We start from the raw sequence: 17,468 nt of genomic DNA, 5'->3' as shown, positions 1-17,468 counted from the left end.
TGCGCCCGCCGGTCAGGCGGGCGGGCGCACGAGCCGCGCGTGGAGCTGCATCGCGGAGACGTCGGTGAGCGACGCGACCTGGTCGATCACCACGCGCAGGCGGGCCGCGTCGTCGGGCGCCGCCTCCCAGTCCGCCGCGAACGACGGCTCGAGCGCGACGGGCGCGCGGTCGCCCAGGACGTGCACCAGGTCGGCGATCACCTCGCGCTGGCGCTGGTAGAGCGGCTCCTGCTCGCGCGGCGCCATGACGTACGCGACCGCGACCCCCTTGAGCACGAGGATCTCGGCGACCGTCTCGTCCGGCACGACGAGCCGCGCCGCGTACCGCGTGAGCGGGCCGTTCCCGAACAGCGCGCGCGTCGCGTCCTGGGCCGCGCCCGTGAACCGGCCGATGAGCTGGCTCGTGGCGTCCTTGAGCGCGGCGAGCGCGCGGCGCGACCCGTCGAACCCGGTGACCAGGTGCCCGGTGCCCTGGAGCCGGGTGATCGCCGCGTCGAGCGCCGCCTCGTCGTACGCGGTGCCGTACCAGGAGTGGACGGCACGCACGACGCGCGCGCGCTCGTCGGGGTCGTCGAGCACGGCGAGCTCGATGCGCCCGCCGACGACGGCGTCCTCGACGTCGTGCACCGAGTACGACACGTCGTCCGCGAGGTCCATGACCTGCGCCTCGAGGCACTTCACCTGCGCGGGCGCCCCGGCGCGCAGCCAGTCGAACACCGGGCGGTCGTCCTCGTAGACGCCGAACTTGTGGGTGGGCCGGCCGTCCGCGCGCAGCGGCGCCTCCCCCGCGCCCCACGGGTACTTGACGCTCGCGTCGAGGCTCGCGCGCGTGAGGTTGAGCCCGTACGACCGGCCGTCCTCCACGACCTTGGGCTCGAGCCGCGTGAGGAGGCGCAGCGTCTGCGCGTTGCCCTCGAACCCGCCGACGTCGACCGCGAGGTCCGCGAGCGCCCGCTCGCCGTTGTGCCCGAACGGCGGGTGCCCGAGGTCGTGCGCGAGGCACGCGGTGTCGACGATGTCCGGGTCGCAGCCGAGCGCCTTGCCGATCTCGCGGCCCACCTGCGCGACCTCGAGCGTGTGCGTGAGCCGGGTGCGGACGAAGTCGTCGCTGCCCGGCCCGAGCACCTGCGTCTTGGCGCCGAGGCGGCGCAGCGCCGACGAGTGCACGATGCGCGCGCGGTCGCGCTCGAACGGCGTGCGGGCCCGGGACTTCGCGGACTCGACGAACCACCGCTCGGTGTCGGCGTCGGAGTACGACGCCGTGCCCTCCTCGCCGCGCGCCGGGCGCGGGCCGGTCCCCACGACCGCGGGGTCGAACGCCTGCTGCTCGAACGTCTGCACGGGCCCCAGCGTAACGACGCCGGTCGGCACCCGGCGGACGGCGGGCGGGCCGCCGCGGGCGTACCCTCCGGCGTATGGGTGCAGCGCGTGCGCTCGAGCTGCGGGCCGTCACCGTCGACGGCCTGGTCGAGGTCGTCCCGTACGTGGACGGTCGGTCGCTCGTGGACGTCGTCGGACGGTTCGAGTCGGCGCGCGGGTACTCCCCCGCGGGCGCGTACGGCGGGCTGGTCCCCGCGTTCTTCCGCTACGGCGACGCCGCGCACCAGTGGTACGGGCGGGGACGCGTGCCCGCGGGCGGGCGGGCGTGGGTGCTCGCGTGCGACTGCCACGAGGCGGGGTGCTGGCCGTTCGAGGTGGCGGTCGACGCCGACGCGACGACCGTCACGTGGCGCGACCTCACGCAGCCGTTCCGTCCCGAGTGGGACTACTCCGCGCTCGGGCCGTTCACGTTCGACCGCGCGCAGTACGACGACGCGGTGCGCGCGGTCGCGCACCTGTTCGGCTAGGTGTGATGTCTAGGGCAGGCGCCACACCCCGACGGCCGGGCCGTCGCCCGCGAGCCGGGCGCCGCCGTCGTGCGTCGTCAGGGTCAGCGCGCCGTGCAGCCGTTCGGGCTCCCCACGTCCCACGAGCGCGGGGTGCAGCGTGACGCCGCCCCACGACGCGCGCGCGAGCGCGACGAGGACGCGCTCCTCGGGCGTCTCCCGGAGGTAGACGAGCGCGTCGTCGGCGACGTGCACCCAGCGCAGGCCGCCGCGGCGCAGCGCGTCCGAGCCGCGGCGCACCGCGATCAGCGCCCGGTACAGGTCGAACGTCGCGCCGTCCCAGCGCCCGTGGCCCGAGTCCGCGTCGTCCCACGGCATGGTCGCGCGCGCGTGCTCCCCGTTGAGGCCCGTGAGCCCCACCTCGTCCCCCGCGAAGACGACGGGCGTCCCCGGGTAGGTGAGCAGGAGCGTCGCCGCGACCTCGACCATCTCGCGCGAGCCGACGATCGAGCGCAGCCGCGGGGTGTCGTGCGAGCCGAGCATGTTCCACTGCGACGCGGTCACGCGCCACGGCAGGACGGCGTCGAACTCGCGCATCGTCTCCACGACGGCCGGCCCGGCCCGTCGCGGCGTGCGCACGGGCAGCCCGAGGTAGGGCACGGGCGAGTGCGCGGGAGACAGCCAGGTACACGCCGGGCGCGTGAACGCCGAGTAGTTCATGTTCGCGTGCCAGCCGTCGCCCGCGAGGTCACCGGAGGCGTCGTGGAAGTGCTCGGCGACGAGGGCGGCCTCCGGGTTCACGCCCCGCATCGTCGTGCGCAGGCGCCGCGCGACGTCGAGCGTGCGGTCCTCGGCGCCGAAGCGCCCCGTCATGTTGGCGACGTCGATGCGCCACCCGTCGAGACCGAACGGCTCGCGCAGGTAGCGCCCGACGACGGACCCGGGTCCGTCGATCATGCGCGCCCCGAGCTCGGCCGAGCCGTACGACAGCTTCGGCAGCGACGCGTGCTCGAGCCAGCCCACGTACCCGGGCTCGCCGTCGGTCCAGTAGTAGAAGTCGCGCTCCGGCGCGCCGGGGTCGGCGAGCGCCCGCGCGAACCACTCGTGCCCGGCGCCCGTGTGGTTCGTCGTGAGGTCGCCCATGACGCGCAGCCCGCGCGCGTGCGCGGCGCGGATCAGCGACGCGTACGCCGCGTCGCCGCCGAGCAGCGGGTCGACGTGGTCGAACGTGCTCGCGTCGTAGCGGTGGTTGGAGCGCCCCGGGAAGACGGGCGTCGTGTAGAGCGTCGTGACGCCGAGCGCCACGACGTGGTCGAGCCGCTCCTCGACCCCGGCGAGGTCGCCCCCGTAATACTGCGTGCCGACGTCGGGCCCTGCGCCGTGCGGCTCGTCGTCCCAGGCCGCGGGGACGGCCCACTCCGGGAGCGGACGCCCGTCGGCCCCGGCCGAGCGCGCGAACCGGTCGGGGAAGACCTGGTACACGACGCCGTCGCGCATCCACGCGGGCGCGCCCTCGTGGACGGTGAGGCGGAAGTCCGCGGCGTCGGGCACGTCGCGGTCCCACACCCCGCGGCCGTTGAGCCAGCGGTAGCCGCGCTCGCCCTCGTCGAGGAAGAACCGGTACCCGGTCACCGGGTTGTGCACGAGCACCTCGGCGACGTACCAGTCCTCGTGCTCGTCCGAGCGGTCGAGGCGCGCCGGCGCGAGGCGCGGCTCGCCGTCGCGCACGGTGCGCAGCCACACGTCGCGCACGCCGGCCGACCGGGGCACGCGCACGCGGACCGGGACCGTGTCCCCGAGGGCGGGGACGCCCTCGGGGACGTACAGCGCCGAGCCGTCGTGGTGCGGGACGGTGGTGGCGACGTCGTGCACGCGGTCAGCCCTTCACGGAGCCGGCCGTGAGGCCGCCCACGATGTACTTCTGCAGGTAGAGGAACAGGGCGAGCACGGGCAGCGCCGAGATGACGGCACCGGCCGTGAAGAGGCCCCAGTTGGCCTCCTTGAGCGACGACACCCACCCGTACAGCCCGACCGCGAGGGTCCAGTTGCTCTCGGACGACAGCACGATGCGCGCGATGATGAACTCGCCGAACGTGCTGATGAACGACAGCAGCGCGACGACGGCGAGGATCGGCGCGACGAGGCGCAGGATGATCGTCCAGTAGATCTGCGTGTGGGTCGCGCCGTCGATCTTCGCGGCCTCGTCGAGCTCGCGCGGCACGGTGTTGAAGAACCCGTACATGAGGAACGTGTTCACGCCCAGGGCCCCGCCGAGGTACACCGCGACGAGCGCGATCTTGCTGTTGAGGCCGAGGACCGGCACGACGTTCCCGAGCGAGATGAGCAGCAGGAAGATCGCGACGAACGCGAGCATCTGCGGGAACATCTGGATGATCAGCAGGGACGTGAGGCCGGCGCGCCGGCCGCTGAAGCGGAACCGCGAGAACGCGTACGCCGCTGCCGCGCCCATGAGCACGGTGCCGACCGACGTCGCGACCGCGATGACGAGCGTGTTGCCCATCCACGTCCAGAACATCGTGGTGCCGAGCTGGGCGTAGTTCGCGGTGCTCACGTCGGAGAAGAGCGAATTGGAGCCGGTGAGCGTCCCGTTCTCCGACAGCGACGCCGACAGGACGTACACGAGCGGGAACGCGGCGTAGACGACGGCGATCACGCCGACGACGTGCCGCCAGCCCAGCTCGGAGAACCAGCGCCCCGGGCGCATGCGGTTCCGGGACGCCGGGACGGCGGTGCCGCCGACGACGGGGGGTGCCTGGGTGGTCGCCATGTCAGCTGATCTCCTCGAACTTGCGCGTGCTGCGGAAGGCGATGGCCGAGATCGTCCCCACGATGACGAAGATGACGATCGACAGGGCGCTCGCGAGCCCGAAGTCCTTCTGCGCCGAGCCGTCGACGCCGGAGATCGAGTACACCATCGAGATGAGGATGTCCGTGTGGCCGAGCGGCACGGACGCGTCGGCGAAGCGTGGCCCGCCCCCGGTGAGCATGTAGATCAGGGTGAAGTTGTTGAAGTTGAAGGCGAACGACGAGATGAGCAGCGGCGCGGTCGAGATGAGCAGCAGCGGCAGCGTGATCGCGCGCCACGTGGTCCAGCGGCCCGCGCCGTCGATCTTCGCGGCCTCCATGACGTCGGACGGCAGGGACTGCAGCGCGCCCGTGCAGATGAGGAACATGTAGGGGAAGCCCAGCCACAGGTTCACGCCCAGCACGGACAGCTTCGCGAGCCAGGGGTCGGTGAGCCACGGGATGTGCGCGCCGTTCAGGATCACCTCGTTGATGAACCCGAACCGCGTGTTGAGCAGCCCGGACCACAGCAGCGCCGCGAGGAAGCCCGGGATCGCGTACGGCAGGATCATGAGCGTCCGGTAGACCTTGCGACCGCGCATCCGGGTGTCGTTGAAGACGATCGCGAGGAACAGGCCGAGCAGGAACGTCGTGGCGACCGAGCCGATCGCGAACACGAACGTCCACAGCAGGATCTTCACGAACGGCTGCGCGTAGCGGGCGTCCGAGAACGCGGTGACGAAGTTGTCGAACCCGACCGGGACGCGCCACCCGACCGCGAGGGTCGAGCCGTCGGGCGCCTGGAACTGGCCCTCGTCGTTCGGCGTGTAGACCGTACCCGTCGTGGTGTCGGTCATCGTGTCCGCCGCCGCGTCCCACTCGAGGGCGGACGTGTACACGTAGCCGGTACGGGCGTCGGTGGTGCGGATCGAGCCGTCCTCGGGGTCGTCCGAGACGGGGACGCGCAGCTCGGTCACCTCGGCCTGGCGCTGCAGCACCTGGTCGCGCGGCACGACCGTGTACCCGGGAACCTCGGTCGCGCGGCCGTCCTCGACGGTCGCGCCGTCGACGACGGACAGCGGCCGGTCGGCCGTGCCGGCCTCGACCTCGCCGTCGTCGGTGACGACCGCGAACCCGAGCGCGTCGCCGTCCTCCACGACGGTCAGCGCGGACGACGCCGAGCCCTCGACCCGGCGCTCGTTCTGGATGAGCAGCGCGGAGACCGCCTGCTCCTTCGTCGAGTTGTGGCCCGTCCCGTAGTTGGTGAACGCCACGTAGCCCGTGTACCCGACGACGAAGATCTGGTAGACGAGCAGGAAGATTAGGCCGGGCAGGATGTACTTCAGCGGCAGGGACCGCTTCGAGAAGTACACCCAGTTCGCCGCGACGAGCAGCACGAGCGTCGCGGCGAGGATGCCGTACGAGCCCGCCGTCCACGCCGACCAGACCACGTACACGCCGAGCGCGTCCACGACCGCCATGAGGGCGAGCTTGACGAAGAACCCGGGCCCGTAGTCGCGCGCGTGCGAGGCGTCGCGCGGCCGCAGGCGGCGCTCGCCGCGCGGCGGCGGGCCGTCGGCTCCGGAGGTGCCGACGCGCTCGTCGCCGGCCGTGGTCTGAGGGGCGGACATCGTGGTGCCTCCGAGGTCGTCGGACGCGCGGGGTGCTGCGTCTTCTGGAGTGTCGTCGTGCTGCGTCGCGGCCCGTTCCGGGGCCGGAGGTCGGGACGCGCCGTCGCGGTGCGCAGGAGCCCTGCGCACCGCGACGGCGGGCTGCACCCGGATCAGGAGTCGATCGCGCCCTGGATGTCGGCGATCATCTTGTCCCAGCTCGAGACCGGGTCGGCACCGGCGACGATCGCCGCCTCGGTGACGCCCCAGAAGCTCCACACGGAAGCCATCTCGGGGATCGACGGCATCGGCACGGCCTCGGCGCCCACGGCGCGGAAGCCCGCGACGATCGGGTCGTCCGCGGCGGCGGTGTCGGCGGCGGCGGTCAGCGCCGGCGGACGGTTGCCCGCCTCGTACAGCGCGAGCTGCGCGTCCTCGGTGGACAGGAAGTTCACGAGGAAGTCGTTCGCGACGATCGCGTTGTCGCTCTCCGCGCTCAGGTAGAAGCCCTGGACGCCGACGAACGGCTGCGCGGGCTGGCCGCCCGCGGTGGGGATCGGGTCGATCGACAGGTCGAGGCCCTCGAACGAGTCGATCATCCACGGACCGCCGACGATGAACGGCGACTGGCCGTTCTTGAACGCCTCGACGGCGATGTCGTAGGTCGTGTCCTGGCTGAGCACGCCGGCCGCACCCTGGGCGCCGAGCCACTGCGCGAACGCCTGGCCCTCGGGGCCGCCCATCGCGAGCTCGGACGAGTAGCTGCCGTCCTCGTTCTGCGCGAAGACGGGGGCGCCGAACGACGTCTGGAACGGGTAGTGGGTGTACGGGTCACCCTTGTCGCCGTCCGACTGGACCAGGATCGGGAACTGCGTCCCGGCGGCCTGGCCCGCGGCCACGGCCTCGTCCCACGTGGCGGGGGCGGTCGGCGCGAGCGCCGTGTTGCGGATGAGGGCGATGTTCTCGATCGCGTAGGGCAGGCCGTAGACCTGGCCGTCCTGCGTGAACGCCTCGATGGAGACGTCCTCGAACTCGGCCGCCTTGTCGCCCAGCTCGAGCGGCGCCACGACGCCGTTCGTGGTGAGCTCGCCCAGCCAGTCGTGGGCGCCGACGGTGATGTCAGGGCCCTCGCCCGTCGGGACCTGGGCGAGGAAGTCCGCCCGGATGTCCTCGAAGTTCTTGAGCACGACGTCGACCGTCGTGCCCGTCTCGGTCTCGAACGACTCGGCCGCCGCGGTCACGGCGTCCTGACGGGTCTCGTCGACCCAGACGGTCAGCGAGCCACCGGCGGACGAACCCTCGGCGCTCGGCTCGTCGGTGGTCTCGTCGCCCGAGCCGCCGGACGAGCAGGCGGTCAGCGCCAGCGTCGTGGTCAGCGCGGCGGCAAGAAGGATGCTCCGTCGCATCAGTGGTCACTCCAAGCGTGTCGTGATGGGCGGCCCGCTCCGGCGTTGGCACCGGCGCCGGACCCTGATGGGCACGACGGTAGAGCGGGAGGTGGCACAGGTGCAAGTCGTTGCGGTAACTTTCATGCAACGCTTTGCAGGGCGTCGACCGGCGCCCACCCGCCTCCTCCGGCCGACGGGTCCGCGCGCCTCCGCACAGGGGATCGCGGCTCGCCGACCGGACGACCAGGACGAGGAGGTCCGGTGTCCCCTACGCTGCCCCATGTGCGTACCCGTCTCAGTGATCTCGCCGCCCAGGCAGGCGTCTCCACGGCGACGGTCTCGCGCGTCCTCAACGGCAAGCCCGGCGTCGCGAGCGAGACCCGCCAGGCGGTGCTCGCCGCGCTCGACGTGCTGGGCTACGAGCGACCGTCGACGCTGCGCACCCGCTCCGCCGGCCTCGTCGGCCTCGTCGTCCCGGAGCTGACGAACCCCGTCTTCCCCGCGTTCGCCCAGACGATCGAGTCGCTCCTGTCCGAGCACGGGTACACGCCGCTGCTGTGCACGCAGTCGCCGGGCGGGACCACGGAGGACGACTACGTCGACATGCTCATGGACCACGCGGTCGACGGCATCGTCTTCGTCTCCGGCCTGCACGCGGACACCCAGGCGAGCCACGAGCGCTACGAGCGGCTGCGCAGCAGGGGGATCCCGATCGTCCTGGTCAACGGCTTCGCCGAGGGCATCGACGCCCCGTTCGTCTCGCCCGACGACGTCGCGAGCGTCGAGCTCTCGGTGCGGCACCTCGTCTCGCTCGGGCACCGCAGCGTCGGCCTCGCGATCGGCCCCGACCGCTTCGTCCCCGCGCAGCGCAAGCTCGCGAGCTTCGCCGAGTCGCTCGTGCGGCACGGTCTCGTCGCCGACGAGGCGGAGGCGGCCCAGCACGTCGTCGTGACGCTCTACACCGTCGAGGGCGGCCAGGCCGCGGGCGGCGAGCTCATCGACTCGGGCCACACCGCGATCGTCTGCGGCTCCGACCTCATGGCGCTCGGCGCCATCCGCGCGGCGCGCTCGCGCGGGCTGCGCGTGCCGCAGGACGTCTCGGTGCTCGGCTACGACGACTCGCCCCTCATCGCCTTCACCGACCCGCCGCTCACCACGGTGCGCCAGCCCGTGAGCGCCATGGCGCACGCCGCCGTGAGCGCGCTCCTCACGGAGATCGCGGGCGAGCGGGCACCGCGGACCGAGCTCCTCTTCCAGCCGGAGCTCATCGTCCGCGACTCGACCGGGGCCGCCCCGGCCCGCGCGGCGTCCGCGACGGACGCGAGCACGGTCGCCGCGGCGGGCTCGCCGACCGCCTGAGACCGGCGCCGGGAAGTCCACGCACCTCGCTGCGGGCGTCCGCCGACCCCTCGTCGGCACCGCACCGCAAGCGCTTACACTCGACGGAGGGTCGGCGACACCCCGCTCCGCCAGCCGAGTGACCACCACCGGAAGATCCCCTGAAAACCCCAGCACCACGTACGTGAGGACCGACAGCTCGATGACTCGTATCGATTCGACGCCGACCGCCGCCGCGACCAGCACCGGGCTGGCCACCGCCCCGGCGCCCTTCAGCACGGGGGCGCTCGTGCACACCGGGCCGGGCGAGGCCCCCGAGTGGTGGCGCGACGCCGTCATCTACCAGGTGTACCCGCGCTCCTTCGCGGACGGAGACGGCGACGGAGTCGGGGACCTGCCCGGCATCACCTCGAAGCTCGACCACCTCGCCGAGCTCGGGGTCGACGCCGTCTGGCTGAGCCCGTTCTACCGCTCGCCCCAGAAGGACGCGGGCTACGACGTCGCGGACTACCGCGACGTGGACCCGCTGTTCGGCACGCTCGCGGACTTCGACGAGCTCCTCGCCCAGGCGCACGCGCGCGGCATCCGGATCGTCGTCGACCTCGTCCCGAACCACACGTCGGACCAGCACGCCTGGTTCCAGGCGGCGCTCGCGTCGCCCGAGGGCTCGCCGGAGCGCGCGCGGTACATCTTCCGCGAGGGCGAGGGCGAGCACGGCGAGCTGCCCCCGAACAACTGGCAGTCGATCTTCGGCGGTCCCGCGTGGACCCGCGTCACGGCCGGTGCGAACGCCCGCCCCGTGACCGGCGCCGAGGGCGAGACGCCCGGGCAGTGGTACCTGCACCTCTTCGACTCGACCCAGCCCGACCTCGCGTGGGACAACCCGGAGGTCCGCGAGGAGTTCGAGCAGGTCCTGCGCTTCTGGCTCGACAAGGGCGTGGACGGGTTCCGCGTCGACGTCGCGCACGGCATGATCAAGGCAGACGGCCTGCCCGACTGGGACGGCACCGTCTCGATGGTCGAGGGCACCGAGGCCGCCGACGGCGAGGACGGCACCGACCCGGGCGCCCCCGAGGACGGCTCGACGGGCGCCGGGAACTCCGGCCCGATGTTCGACCAGGACGGCGTCCACGAGATCTACCGTGCGTGGCACCGCGTCCTCGCCGAGTACGACGGCGACCGTGCGCTCGTCGCCGAGGCGTGGGTCGAGCCGCTCTCGCGCCTCGCGCGCTACGTCCGCCCGGACGAGATGCACCAGGCGTTCAACTTCTCGTTCCTCACCACCGGCTGGGACGCCGCGCCGCTGCGCACCGTGATCGCGGCGTCGCTGCACGCGAACGACGAGGTCGGCGCGCCCACGACGTGGGTCCTGTCGAACCACGACGTCGTGCGCCACGCGTCGCGCCTCGGCCTGGCCGACCCGGGCCTGCGCCCCAACGGCATCTTCGCCCACGACCCGCAGCCCGACGAGGAGCTCGGCCTGCGCCGCGCGCGCGCCGCGTCGCTGCTCATGCTCGGCCTGCCCGGGTCGTCGTACCTCTACCAGGGCGAGGAGCTCGGCCTCCCCGAGCACACCGCCCTGCCCGACGACGTCCGTGAGGACCCGGCGTTCTTCCGCACCCAGGGCGCCGAGGCGGGCCGCGACGGCTGCCGCATCCCCCTCCCGTGGCGCGCCGACGCCGAGGGCTTCGGGTTCGGGCCGTCCGGCAAGACCTGGCTCCCCCAGCCGGAGTCGTACGGCCGCTACGCCGCGGACGTCCAGCGCGGCGTCGAGGGCTCGACCTACGAGACGTACCGCACGGCCCTCGCCACGCGTCGCGCGGAGCGCCTGGGCGCGGGCACGCTCGCGTGGGTCGAGGAGTTCGCCGGCTCGGCGGACGTCGTCGCCTTCCGCAACCGCGACGTCGTCGTGCTCGCCAACCTGGGCGCCGAGCCCGTCGTGCTGCCGCACGGCACGGAGGTCCTCGTGGCCTCCGGCCCGGTCGTGACCGACCGCTCCGCGGACCCGCAGGTCCGCGTCCCGTCGGACACGACCGTCTGGCTGCGCGCGCACTGACCGACGCCGTCGCGTCGTGCTCTGCGTCCCGTCGGCGCAGGGCCGCGCCGGGGCGGCCGGCAGAGGAGGCGGCGCTCAGCCGCCGGAGACGCTCAGCTCGGCCTCCCGCAGGCGCTCCTCGTGCTCGGCGTCGAGCTCGCGCGAGTCGAGCCAGCCGTACGGCAGGTGGGGCGTCTTGGGCGACCCGGCCCGGCCGCGCTGACCCTCGGCGGCCTCGCCGGGGTAGGGCGCGTCCTGGTCGAGGTCGTCGAGCAGCGCGCGCAGCTCGGCGAGCGTCGAGACCATCGCGAGCGCGCGGCGCGCGTCGCCGCCCACCGCGTAGCCCTTGAGGTACCAGGCCATGTGCTTGCGCAGGTCGCGCATGCCCTTGCCCTCGTCGCCGTCGAAGTACTCGATCATGAGCTCGCCGTGGCGGTAGATCGTGCCCGCCACCTCGCGCAGCCCGGGGCGCACGCGCTCCGGGCGGCCCGCGAACGCCGCGGCGAGGTCGGCGAACAGCCACGGCCGGCCCTGGCAGCCGCGCCCGACGACGACGCCGTCGCACCCGGTCTCGCGCACCATGCGCACGGCGTCCTCGGCCGACCAGATGTCGCCGTTGCCGAGCACCGGCACGCTCGTGACGGCCTCCTTGAGACGCGCGATCGCGGACCAGTCAGCCGTGCCGGAGTAGTGCTCGGCGGCGGTGCGCGCGTGCAGCGCGACGGCGGCGACGCCCAGACCCTCCGCGATGCGGCCGGCCTCGAGGTAGGTGAGGTGGTCGTCGTCGATGCCCTTGCGCATCTTCACGGTGACGGGGACCCCGTACGGGCGGGCGGCCTCGACCGCGCCCTGCACGATCGCGGTGAACAGGTCGCGCTTCCAGGGCAGCGCCGCTCCCCCGCCCTTGCGCGTGACCTTGGGCACCGGGCAGCCGAAGTTCAGGTCGACGTGGTCGGCGCGGTCCTCGGCGACGATGATGCGCACCGCCTCGCGGACGGTCGCGGGGTCCACGCCGTACACCTGCGCGGACCGCGGCGTCTCGTCCGCGCCGAACGTCACGATGCGCAGCGCCTCGGGGTTGCGCTCGACGAGCGCGCGGCTCGTGACCATCTCGGCGACGTAGAGGCCGGGGTCGTCGCCGCCGGACGCGCCGGCCTCGCGGCACAGCGTGCGGAACGCGCGGTTCGTGACGCCCGCCATCGGGGCGAGGACCACCGGCGTCCGGACGACGATCGGGCCGATCCGCAGCGGCGCCACGAGCGGACCGGTCCCCGGGTCGGGGCGGTCGGTCGTCGTGCTGAGGGCAGGAGCGGGTGCAGTCACGCGCTCCATTGTCCCACCCGGCTCCCGCTGCACGACGAGCCCCGTTTCGACGAGCGAGCAGCGTGCGGTCGTGGCAGTGTTGAGGAGGTCCGGCAATCCAGGCCGGACACGGACGAAAGGGACGACATGCCTCTCTGGCTCATCCTGGTCATCGTCGGCGCCGTGCTCCTCATCCTCGGCGTCGCCATCGAGGCCGCGAAGATCCTCATCTGGATCGGCATCATCGTGCTCGTCGTGAGCCTGGTGATCGGCCTGCTCAACAGGGCTAAGGGGGCGGCCCGCTAGCGCGAGGCCGCTGGGGGCGACGCGTCCCGACGAGACGCGACAGGAGGGGCGGGACCGCACGGTCCCGCCCCTCCTGCGTGCCCGGCGCCGGTGCGCCGGGCCGGTGACGCGTCAGGCGCCGAGCAGGTGCCCGGCGAGGTACTCGGTGACCTTGTCGAGCGCGACGCGCTCCTGGCTCATCGAGTCGCGGTGGCGGATCGTCACGGCCTGGTCGTCGAGCGTGTCGAAGTCGACCGTGATGCAGAACGGCGTGCCGATCTCGTCCTGGCGGCGGTACCGGCGGCCGATGGCGCCGGCGTCGTCGAAGTCGACGTTCCAGTACTTGCGGAGCTCCGTCGCGAGGTCCTTCGCCTTGGGCGAGAGCTGCTCGTTGCGGCTCAGCGGGAGCACGGCGGCCTTGACCGGCGCGAGGCGGTGGTCGAGGCGCAGGACCGTGCGCGTGTCCACGCCGCCCTTCGCGTTCGGCGCCTCGTCCTCGGTGTACGCCTCGACGAGGAACGCCATGAGCGAGCGCGTGAGACCCGCGGCCGGCTCGATGACGTAGGGCACCCAGCGCTCGTTCTTCGTCTGGTCGAAGTACGACAGATCCTTGCCGGAGTGCTCGGCGTGCGTCTTGAGGTCGAAGTCGGTGCGGTTCGCGATGCCCTCGAGCTCGCCCCACTCCGAGCCGGAGAAGCCGAAGCGGTACTCGATGTCGACCGTGCGGGTCGAGTAGTGCGAGAGCTTCTCCTGCGGGTGCTCGTACAGGCGCAGGTTGTCGCGCTGGATGCCGAGGTCCACGTACCAGTCGGTGCGCGTGTCGATCCAGTACTGGTGCCACTCGGCGTCCGTGCCGGGCTCGACGAAGAACTCCATCTCCATCTGCTCGAACTCGCGCGTGCGGAAGATGAAGTTGCCGGGCGTGATCTCGTTGCGGAACGACTTGCCGATCTGGCCGATGCCGAACGGTGGCTTCTTGCGGCTCGCCCCCATGACGTTGGCGAAGTTCACGAAGATGCCCTGCGCCGTCTCGGGGCGCAGGTAGTGCAGGCCCGACTCGTCCTCGACGGGGCCGAGGTACGTCTTGAGCATCATGTTGAAGTCGCGCGGCTCGGTCCACTGCCCGCGCGTGCCGCAGTTCGGGCAGACGATCTCGGCGAGGCCGCCCTCGGGCGCGCGGCCCTTCTTCTCCTCGAACTCCTCGATCATCTGGTCCTCGCGGAACCGCTTGTGGCAGTGCAGGCACTCCGTCAGCGGGTCGGTGAAGACGCCCACGTGGCCCGACGCGACCCAGACCTGGCGTGGCAGGATCACGGACGAGTCGAGGCCCACGACGTCGTCGCGGCTCGTGACCATCGCGCGCCACCACTGCTTCTTGATGTTCTCCTTGAGCTCGGTGCCCAGGGGCCCGTAGTCCCACGCGGAGCGGGTGCCGCCGTAGATCTCGCCCGAGGGGAAGACGAACCCGCGCCGCTTGGCGAGGGAGACGACGGCGTCGAGACGGGCGGTGGGTGAGGGCGCTGCGGCCACGGACATCACTCCTGGTGCTCACGGCCCCGCACGTGGCTCGTGGGGGCTGGACGGGTGGGCGACGCCCGCACGGGCGCCGACCGACCAGCGTACCCGGCCGTGACCCGGCTCACCGGGAACGGTTTTGACATTCATTCTCAAGAAGGCGGACACTGGTGGTCATGCACCGCTCCCCCGCCCGGCGCCGTCGCGCCCTCGCCACCACCGCCGCCCTCGCCACGGCCGCGCTCGTCGCGTCCTGCTCCCTCGGCGACTCCCCCGGGGACGGCGGCTCGGGAGGAGGCGGCAGCGACGACGGCCGGCTCCAGGTGCTCGCGTCGTTCTACCCGCTCCAGTACGTCGTCGAGCAGGTCGGCGGGGAGCACGTCGACGTCGCGAACCTCACGCCGCCCGCGGCCGAGCCGCACGACCTCGAGCTCGCGCCCGCGCAGGTCCGCTCGATCGGCGACGCCGACCTCGTCGTCTACCTCTCGGGGTTCCAGCCCGCGGTCGACGAGGGGATCGAGCAGCGCGCCCCCGAGCACGTGGTCGACGCCGCGGCGTCGGCCGGGCTCGAGGAGCACCCCGGCGGCGAGGGGGAGCACGCCGACGAGACCGCGGAGGAGCACGCCGAGCACGCGGACGAGTCCGGCGACGGCCACGACCACGGCCCCACGGACCCGCACTTCTGGCTCGACCCGACACGCCTGGCCGCCGTGGGCGACGCCGTCGCCGACGAGCTCTCCGCGATCGACCCCGACCACGCCGACGACTACGCGGCCGGTGCCGCCGCCCTCACCGCGGACCTCGACGACCTGGACGCCGAGTTCGCCGAGGCGCTCGCCCCGTGCGCGGGCGCGACGCTCGTCACCTCGCACGAGGCCTTCGGCTACCTCGCCGAGCGCTACGACCTGCACCAGGTCGGGATCTCCGGGATCGACCCCGAGGCGGAGCCCTCGCCTGCTCGCCTGCGCGAGGTCGGCGAGGTCGTCCGGGAGAACGGCGTGACCACGCTCTTCTTCGAGACGCTCGTCAGCCCGAAGGTGACCCAGACGCTCGCCGACGACCTCGGCGTCCGGACCGCTCTGCTCGACCCGCTCGAGAGCCTCGCGGAGGGCGCGACGGACTACCGTGAGGTCATGGAGTCCAACCTCGAGGCGCTCACGTCCGGCCTCGCGTGCGCATGACGGACGCACCGGAGCTGATCGCCGCGCGCGACGTCCACGTGACCCTCGGCGGGAGCGAGATCCTGCGCGGCATCGACCTCTCGGTCCGCGCGGGCGAGGTCGTCTCGCTCCTCGGCGCGAACGGCTCGGGCAAGTCGACGCTGGTCCGCGCGCTCGTCGGGATCGTGCCGCTCTCCCGCGGCTCCGTCGACCTGTTCGGCGCGCCGCTCGGCCCGCGGCTGCCGTGGCGGCGGCTCGGCTACGTGCCGCAACGCGTGAGCGCGCCCTCGGGCATGCCGTCCACCGCGTCGGAGGTCGTCGCGTCCGGGCTCCTCGGCGGCGGCCGCCTCCGGCTCCCGCGCGGGTGGCGCGACCGCACGGTCGAGGCGCTCGAGCTCGTGGGCCTCGCGGACCGCGCCGACGACTCGACGGCCGAGCTCTCGGGCGGGCAGCAGCAGCGCGTGCTCATCGCGCGCGCCCTCGTCCGCCGGCCCGACCTGCTCGTGCTCGACGAGCCCGTCGCGGGCGTCGACAAGCCGAGCCAGGAGGCGTTCGCCGCGACGATGACGCGCCTCGTGGGCGACGGCCTCACGGTCCTCGTGGTGCTCCACGAGCTCGGGGCGCTCGCCCCGCTCGTCGAGCGCGCGGTCGTCCTGCGCCACGGGCGCGTCGTGCACGACGGCGCACCGCCCCGCGCGTCGTCCACGCACGCGGGCGCGACGCACCAGCACCTGCACCCGCACGAGCCCGTCGACGGCGACAACCGTCCCGCGGGCCCGGAGACGGGCCTCACCGACACCCTGAACCCCGACCTCTCCGCAGGCCACGCACCCAGGACGGCCTCATGACCACCCTGTTCTCCGAGATCTCCCTGCTGCTCACCGACCCGCTCATGCAGCGCGCCCTCCTCGCGGCGCTGCTCGTCGGCGTCAGCGCCCCCGTCGTCGGCACGTACCTCGTGCAGCGCAAGCTCTCGCTGCTCGGCGACGGCATCGGGCACGTCGCGCTCACGGGCGTCGCGCTCGGGTGGCTCGTCGGCGCCGCGATGGGCGTCGTGCCGAACGACGCGCTCGCGATCCCCGGCGCGGTCGTCGCGGCGGTGCTCGGCGCGGTCGCGATCGAGCTCGTGCGCGAGCGGGGCCGCACGAGCGGTGACCTCGCGCTCGCGCTGCTGTTCTACGGCGGCATCGCGGGCGGCGTCCTGCTCATCGGCCTCGCGGGCGGCTCGTCGGGCAGCCTCATGCAGTACCTGTTCGGCTCGATCTCGACGGTGACGTCGTCGGACCTCGTCCTCACGGTCGTCCTCAGCGCGGTGATCCTGCTCGTCGGTGTCGGCCTGCGGGCCGCGCTGTTCTCGGTGAGCCACGACGAGGAGTTCGCGCGCGCGTCCGGCCTGCCCGTGCGCACGCTGAACATCGCGGTCGCCGTCGTCGCCGCGCTCACCGTGACCGTGTCGATGCGGGTCGTCGGGCTGCTGCTCGTCAGCGCCCTCATGATCGTGCCCGTCGCGGTCGCCCAGCTCGTCACGCGCTCGTTCCGCCGCACGATGCTCGTCGCGTCGGTCGTCGGGGTGGTCGTGTGCGTCGTCGGGCTGTCCTTCACGTACTGGAACAACGTCTCGCCGGGTGCGACGATCGTCGTCCTCGCGATCGCGACGTACCTCGTCGTCGCCGCGCTGCGACCCCTGTGGGTCCGACGGCGGCCGCGCGTCGCGCGGGACCCGCACCCGGACATCCCCGACGACGTCGAGCTCGACCTCGTACCCTCGGGGTCGACCCACCGCACCACCGGAGGTGACCCGTGCAGCGCATGACCCGCCAGCGCGCCGCCGTCTCGGACGCGCTGGAGGACCTGGAGGACTTCCGCAGCGCCCAGCAGCTCCACGAGATCCTGCGCACGCGCGGCGACAACGTGGGGCTCGCCACCGTCTACCGCACGCTGCAGAGCCTCGCGGACGGCGGCGACGTGGACGTGCTGCGCACCGAGGAGGGCGAGAACCTCTACCGCCGGTGCGAGCGCCGCGAGCACCACCACCACCTCGTGTGCCGGGCGTGCGGGCGGACCGTCGAGATCGACGGCCCGACGGTCGAGGCCTGGGCCAACCAGGTCGGCACCTCGCACGGGTTCGTCGACATCCAGCACACCATCGAGCTGTTCGGCACGTGCGCGGGCTGCGCGCGGGCCACCGCCGTCCAGGACTGAGC

Annotated in this window: 15 protein-coding genes; 8 read left to right on the top strand and 7 right to left on the bottom strand. The window is 73.1% G+C overall.

The genetic code is table 11. The annotated features are described in order from the left end of the window. Positions 1-12 precede the first annotated feature (12 nt). Positions 13-1,302: a deoxyguanosinetriphosphate triphosphohydrolase gene (locus tag RDI86_RS07335; protein WP_308821082.1), complete on the bottom strand. Its 1,290-nt coding sequence runs from the start codon at positions 1,300-1,302 to the stop codon at positions 13-15. A gap of 113 nt (positions 1,303-1,415) precedes the next feature. Between RDI86_RS07335 and RDI86_RS07330 the strand changes: the two genes are divergently transcribed. After that, positions 1,416-1,847, top strand: coding sequence for a hypothetical protein (locus tag RDI86_RS07330; RefSeq protein WP_168944393.1), 432 nt, complete (start codon positions 1,416-1,418; stop codon positions 1,845-1,847). Positions 1,848-1,856: 9 nt separating this feature from the next. On the opposite strand, the gene RDI86_RS07325 is transcribed toward RDI86_RS07330, so the two are convergent. The 4 genes from RDI86_RS07325 to RDI86_RS07310 all read right to left on the bottom strand — a co-directional run bounded on the left by RDI86_RS07325 (position 1,857) and on the right by RDI86_RS07310 (position 7,647). Further along, positions 1,857-3,698, bottom strand: coding sequence for a glycoside hydrolase family 13 protein (locus RDI86_RS07325; protein ID WP_374990523.1), 1,842 nt, complete (start codon positions 3,696-3,698; stop codon positions 1,857-1,859). A gap of 4 nt (positions 3,699-3,702) precedes the next feature. Beyond that, the gene (locus tag RDI86_RS07320; RefSeq protein WP_009864775.1) at positions 3,703-4,614 is read right to left on the bottom strand and encodes a sugar ABC transporter permease; all 912 of its coding nucleotides are present in this window, start codon (positions 4,612-4,614) and stop codon (positions 3,703-3,705) included. Position 4,615: 1 nt separating this feature from the next. After that, positions 4,616-6,262 carry an ABC transporter permease subunit gene (locus tag RDI86_RS07315; RefSeq protein ID WP_308821046.1) on the bottom strand — a complete coding sequence of 549 codons (1,647 nt, stop codon included), beginning with the start codon at positions 6,260-6,262 and terminating at the stop codon, positions 4,616-4,618. Positions 6,263-6,414: 152 nt separating this feature from the next. Continuing rightward, positions 6,415-7,647 (bottom strand): extracellular solute-binding protein, encoded by a 1,233-nt coding sequence (locus RDI86_RS07310; RefSeq protein ID WP_021482604.1) that lies wholly within the window; start codon positions 7,645-7,647, stop codon positions 6,415-6,417. Positions 7,648-7,911: 264 nt separating this feature from the next. On the opposite strand from RDI86_RS07310, the gene RDI86_RS07305 reads away from it, so the two are divergent. Both RDI86_RS07305 and RDI86_RS07300 read left to right on the top strand, forming a co-directional pair. Continuing rightward, positions 7,912-8,988, top strand: a complete 1,077-nt coding sequence (locus RDI86_RS07305; protein ID WP_241005729.1) for a LacI family DNA-binding transcriptional regulator — start codon at positions 7,912-7,914, stop codon at positions 8,986-8,988. Positions 8,989-9,169: 181 nt separating this feature from the next. After that, positions 9,170-11,023 (top strand): glycoside hydrolase family 13 protein, encoded by a 1,854-nt coding sequence (locus tag RDI86_RS07300; RefSeq protein ID WP_168944391.1) that lies wholly within the window; start codon positions 9,170-9,172, stop codon positions 11,021-11,023. Positions 11,024-11,098: 75 nt separating this feature from the next. Here RDI86_RS07300 and dusB read toward each other — a convergent pair whose 3' ends face one another. Continuing rightward, positions 11,099-12,334, bottom strand: a complete 1,236-nt coding sequence (gene dusB / locus RDI86_RS07295; protein WP_074809728.1) for a tRNA dihydrouridine synthase DusB — start codon at positions 12,332-12,334, stop codon at positions 11,099-11,101. A gap of 117 nt (positions 12,335-12,451) precedes the next feature. Between dusB and RDI86_RS07290 the strand changes: the two genes are divergently transcribed. Then, positions 12,452-12,610: a hypothetical protein gene (locus RDI86_RS07290; protein WP_021483859.1), complete on the top strand. Its 159-nt coding sequence runs from the start codon at positions 12,452-12,454 to the stop codon at positions 12,608-12,610. A gap of 111 nt (positions 12,611-12,721) precedes the next feature. Here the strand turns inward: RDI86_RS07290 and RDI86_RS07285 are convergent, their stop codons facing one another. Continuing rightward, a complete protein-coding gene (locus tag RDI86_RS07285; RefSeq protein ID WP_031316194.1) occupies positions 12,722-14,125 on the bottom strand; it encodes a glycine--tRNA ligase in 1,404 nt (467 codons plus the stop codon). Between the two features lie 155 nt (positions 14,126-14,280). On the opposite strand from RDI86_RS07285, the gene RDI86_RS07280 reads away from it, so the two are divergent. From RDI86_RS07280 to RDI86_RS07265, 4 genes are read left to right on the top strand one after another with little or no spacing between them, the layout of a single operon-like run. Next, the gene (locus RDI86_RS07280; protein ID WP_308821044.1) at positions 14,281-15,285 is read left to right on the top strand and encodes a metal ABC transporter substrate-binding protein; all 1,005 of its coding nucleotides are present in this window, start codon (positions 14,281-14,283) and stop codon (positions 15,283-15,285) included. Beyond that, positions 15,282-16,112, top strand: a complete 831-nt coding sequence (locus RDI86_RS07275; protein ID WP_082774215.1) for a metal ABC transporter ATP-binding protein — start codon at positions 15,282-15,284, stop codon at positions 16,110-16,112. The genes RDI86_RS07280 and RDI86_RS07275 overlap by 4 nt, the downstream gene beginning before the upstream one ends. Continuing rightward, a complete protein-coding gene (locus tag RDI86_RS07270; RefSeq protein ID WP_076405529.1) occupies positions 16,109-17,077 on the top strand; it encodes a metal ABC transporter permease in 969 nt (322 codons plus the stop codon). The genes RDI86_RS07275 and RDI86_RS07270 overlap by 4 nt, the downstream gene beginning before the upstream one ends. Then, on the top strand, positions 17,074-17,466 hold the full coding sequence (locus RDI86_RS07265; RefSeq protein ID WP_009864106.1) for a Fur family transcriptional regulator: 393 nt from the start codon (positions 17,074-17,076) through the stop codon (positions 17,464-17,466). The genes RDI86_RS07270 and RDI86_RS07265 overlap by 4 nt, the downstream gene beginning before the upstream one ends. The last annotated feature ends 2 nt before the right edge of the window (positions 17,467-17,468 follow it).

Origin of the sequence: Cellulosimicrobium sp. XJ-DQ-B-000 (assembly GCF_031119065.1) — a bacterium.
Classification (GTDB): domain Bacteria; phylum Actinomycetota; class Actinomycetes; order Actinomycetales; family Cellulomonadaceae; genus Cellulosimicrobium; species Cellulosimicrobium funkei.
The sequence above is the reverse complement of the archived record's forward strand: the minus strand, read 5'-3'. Positions and strand labels throughout refer to the sequence as shown.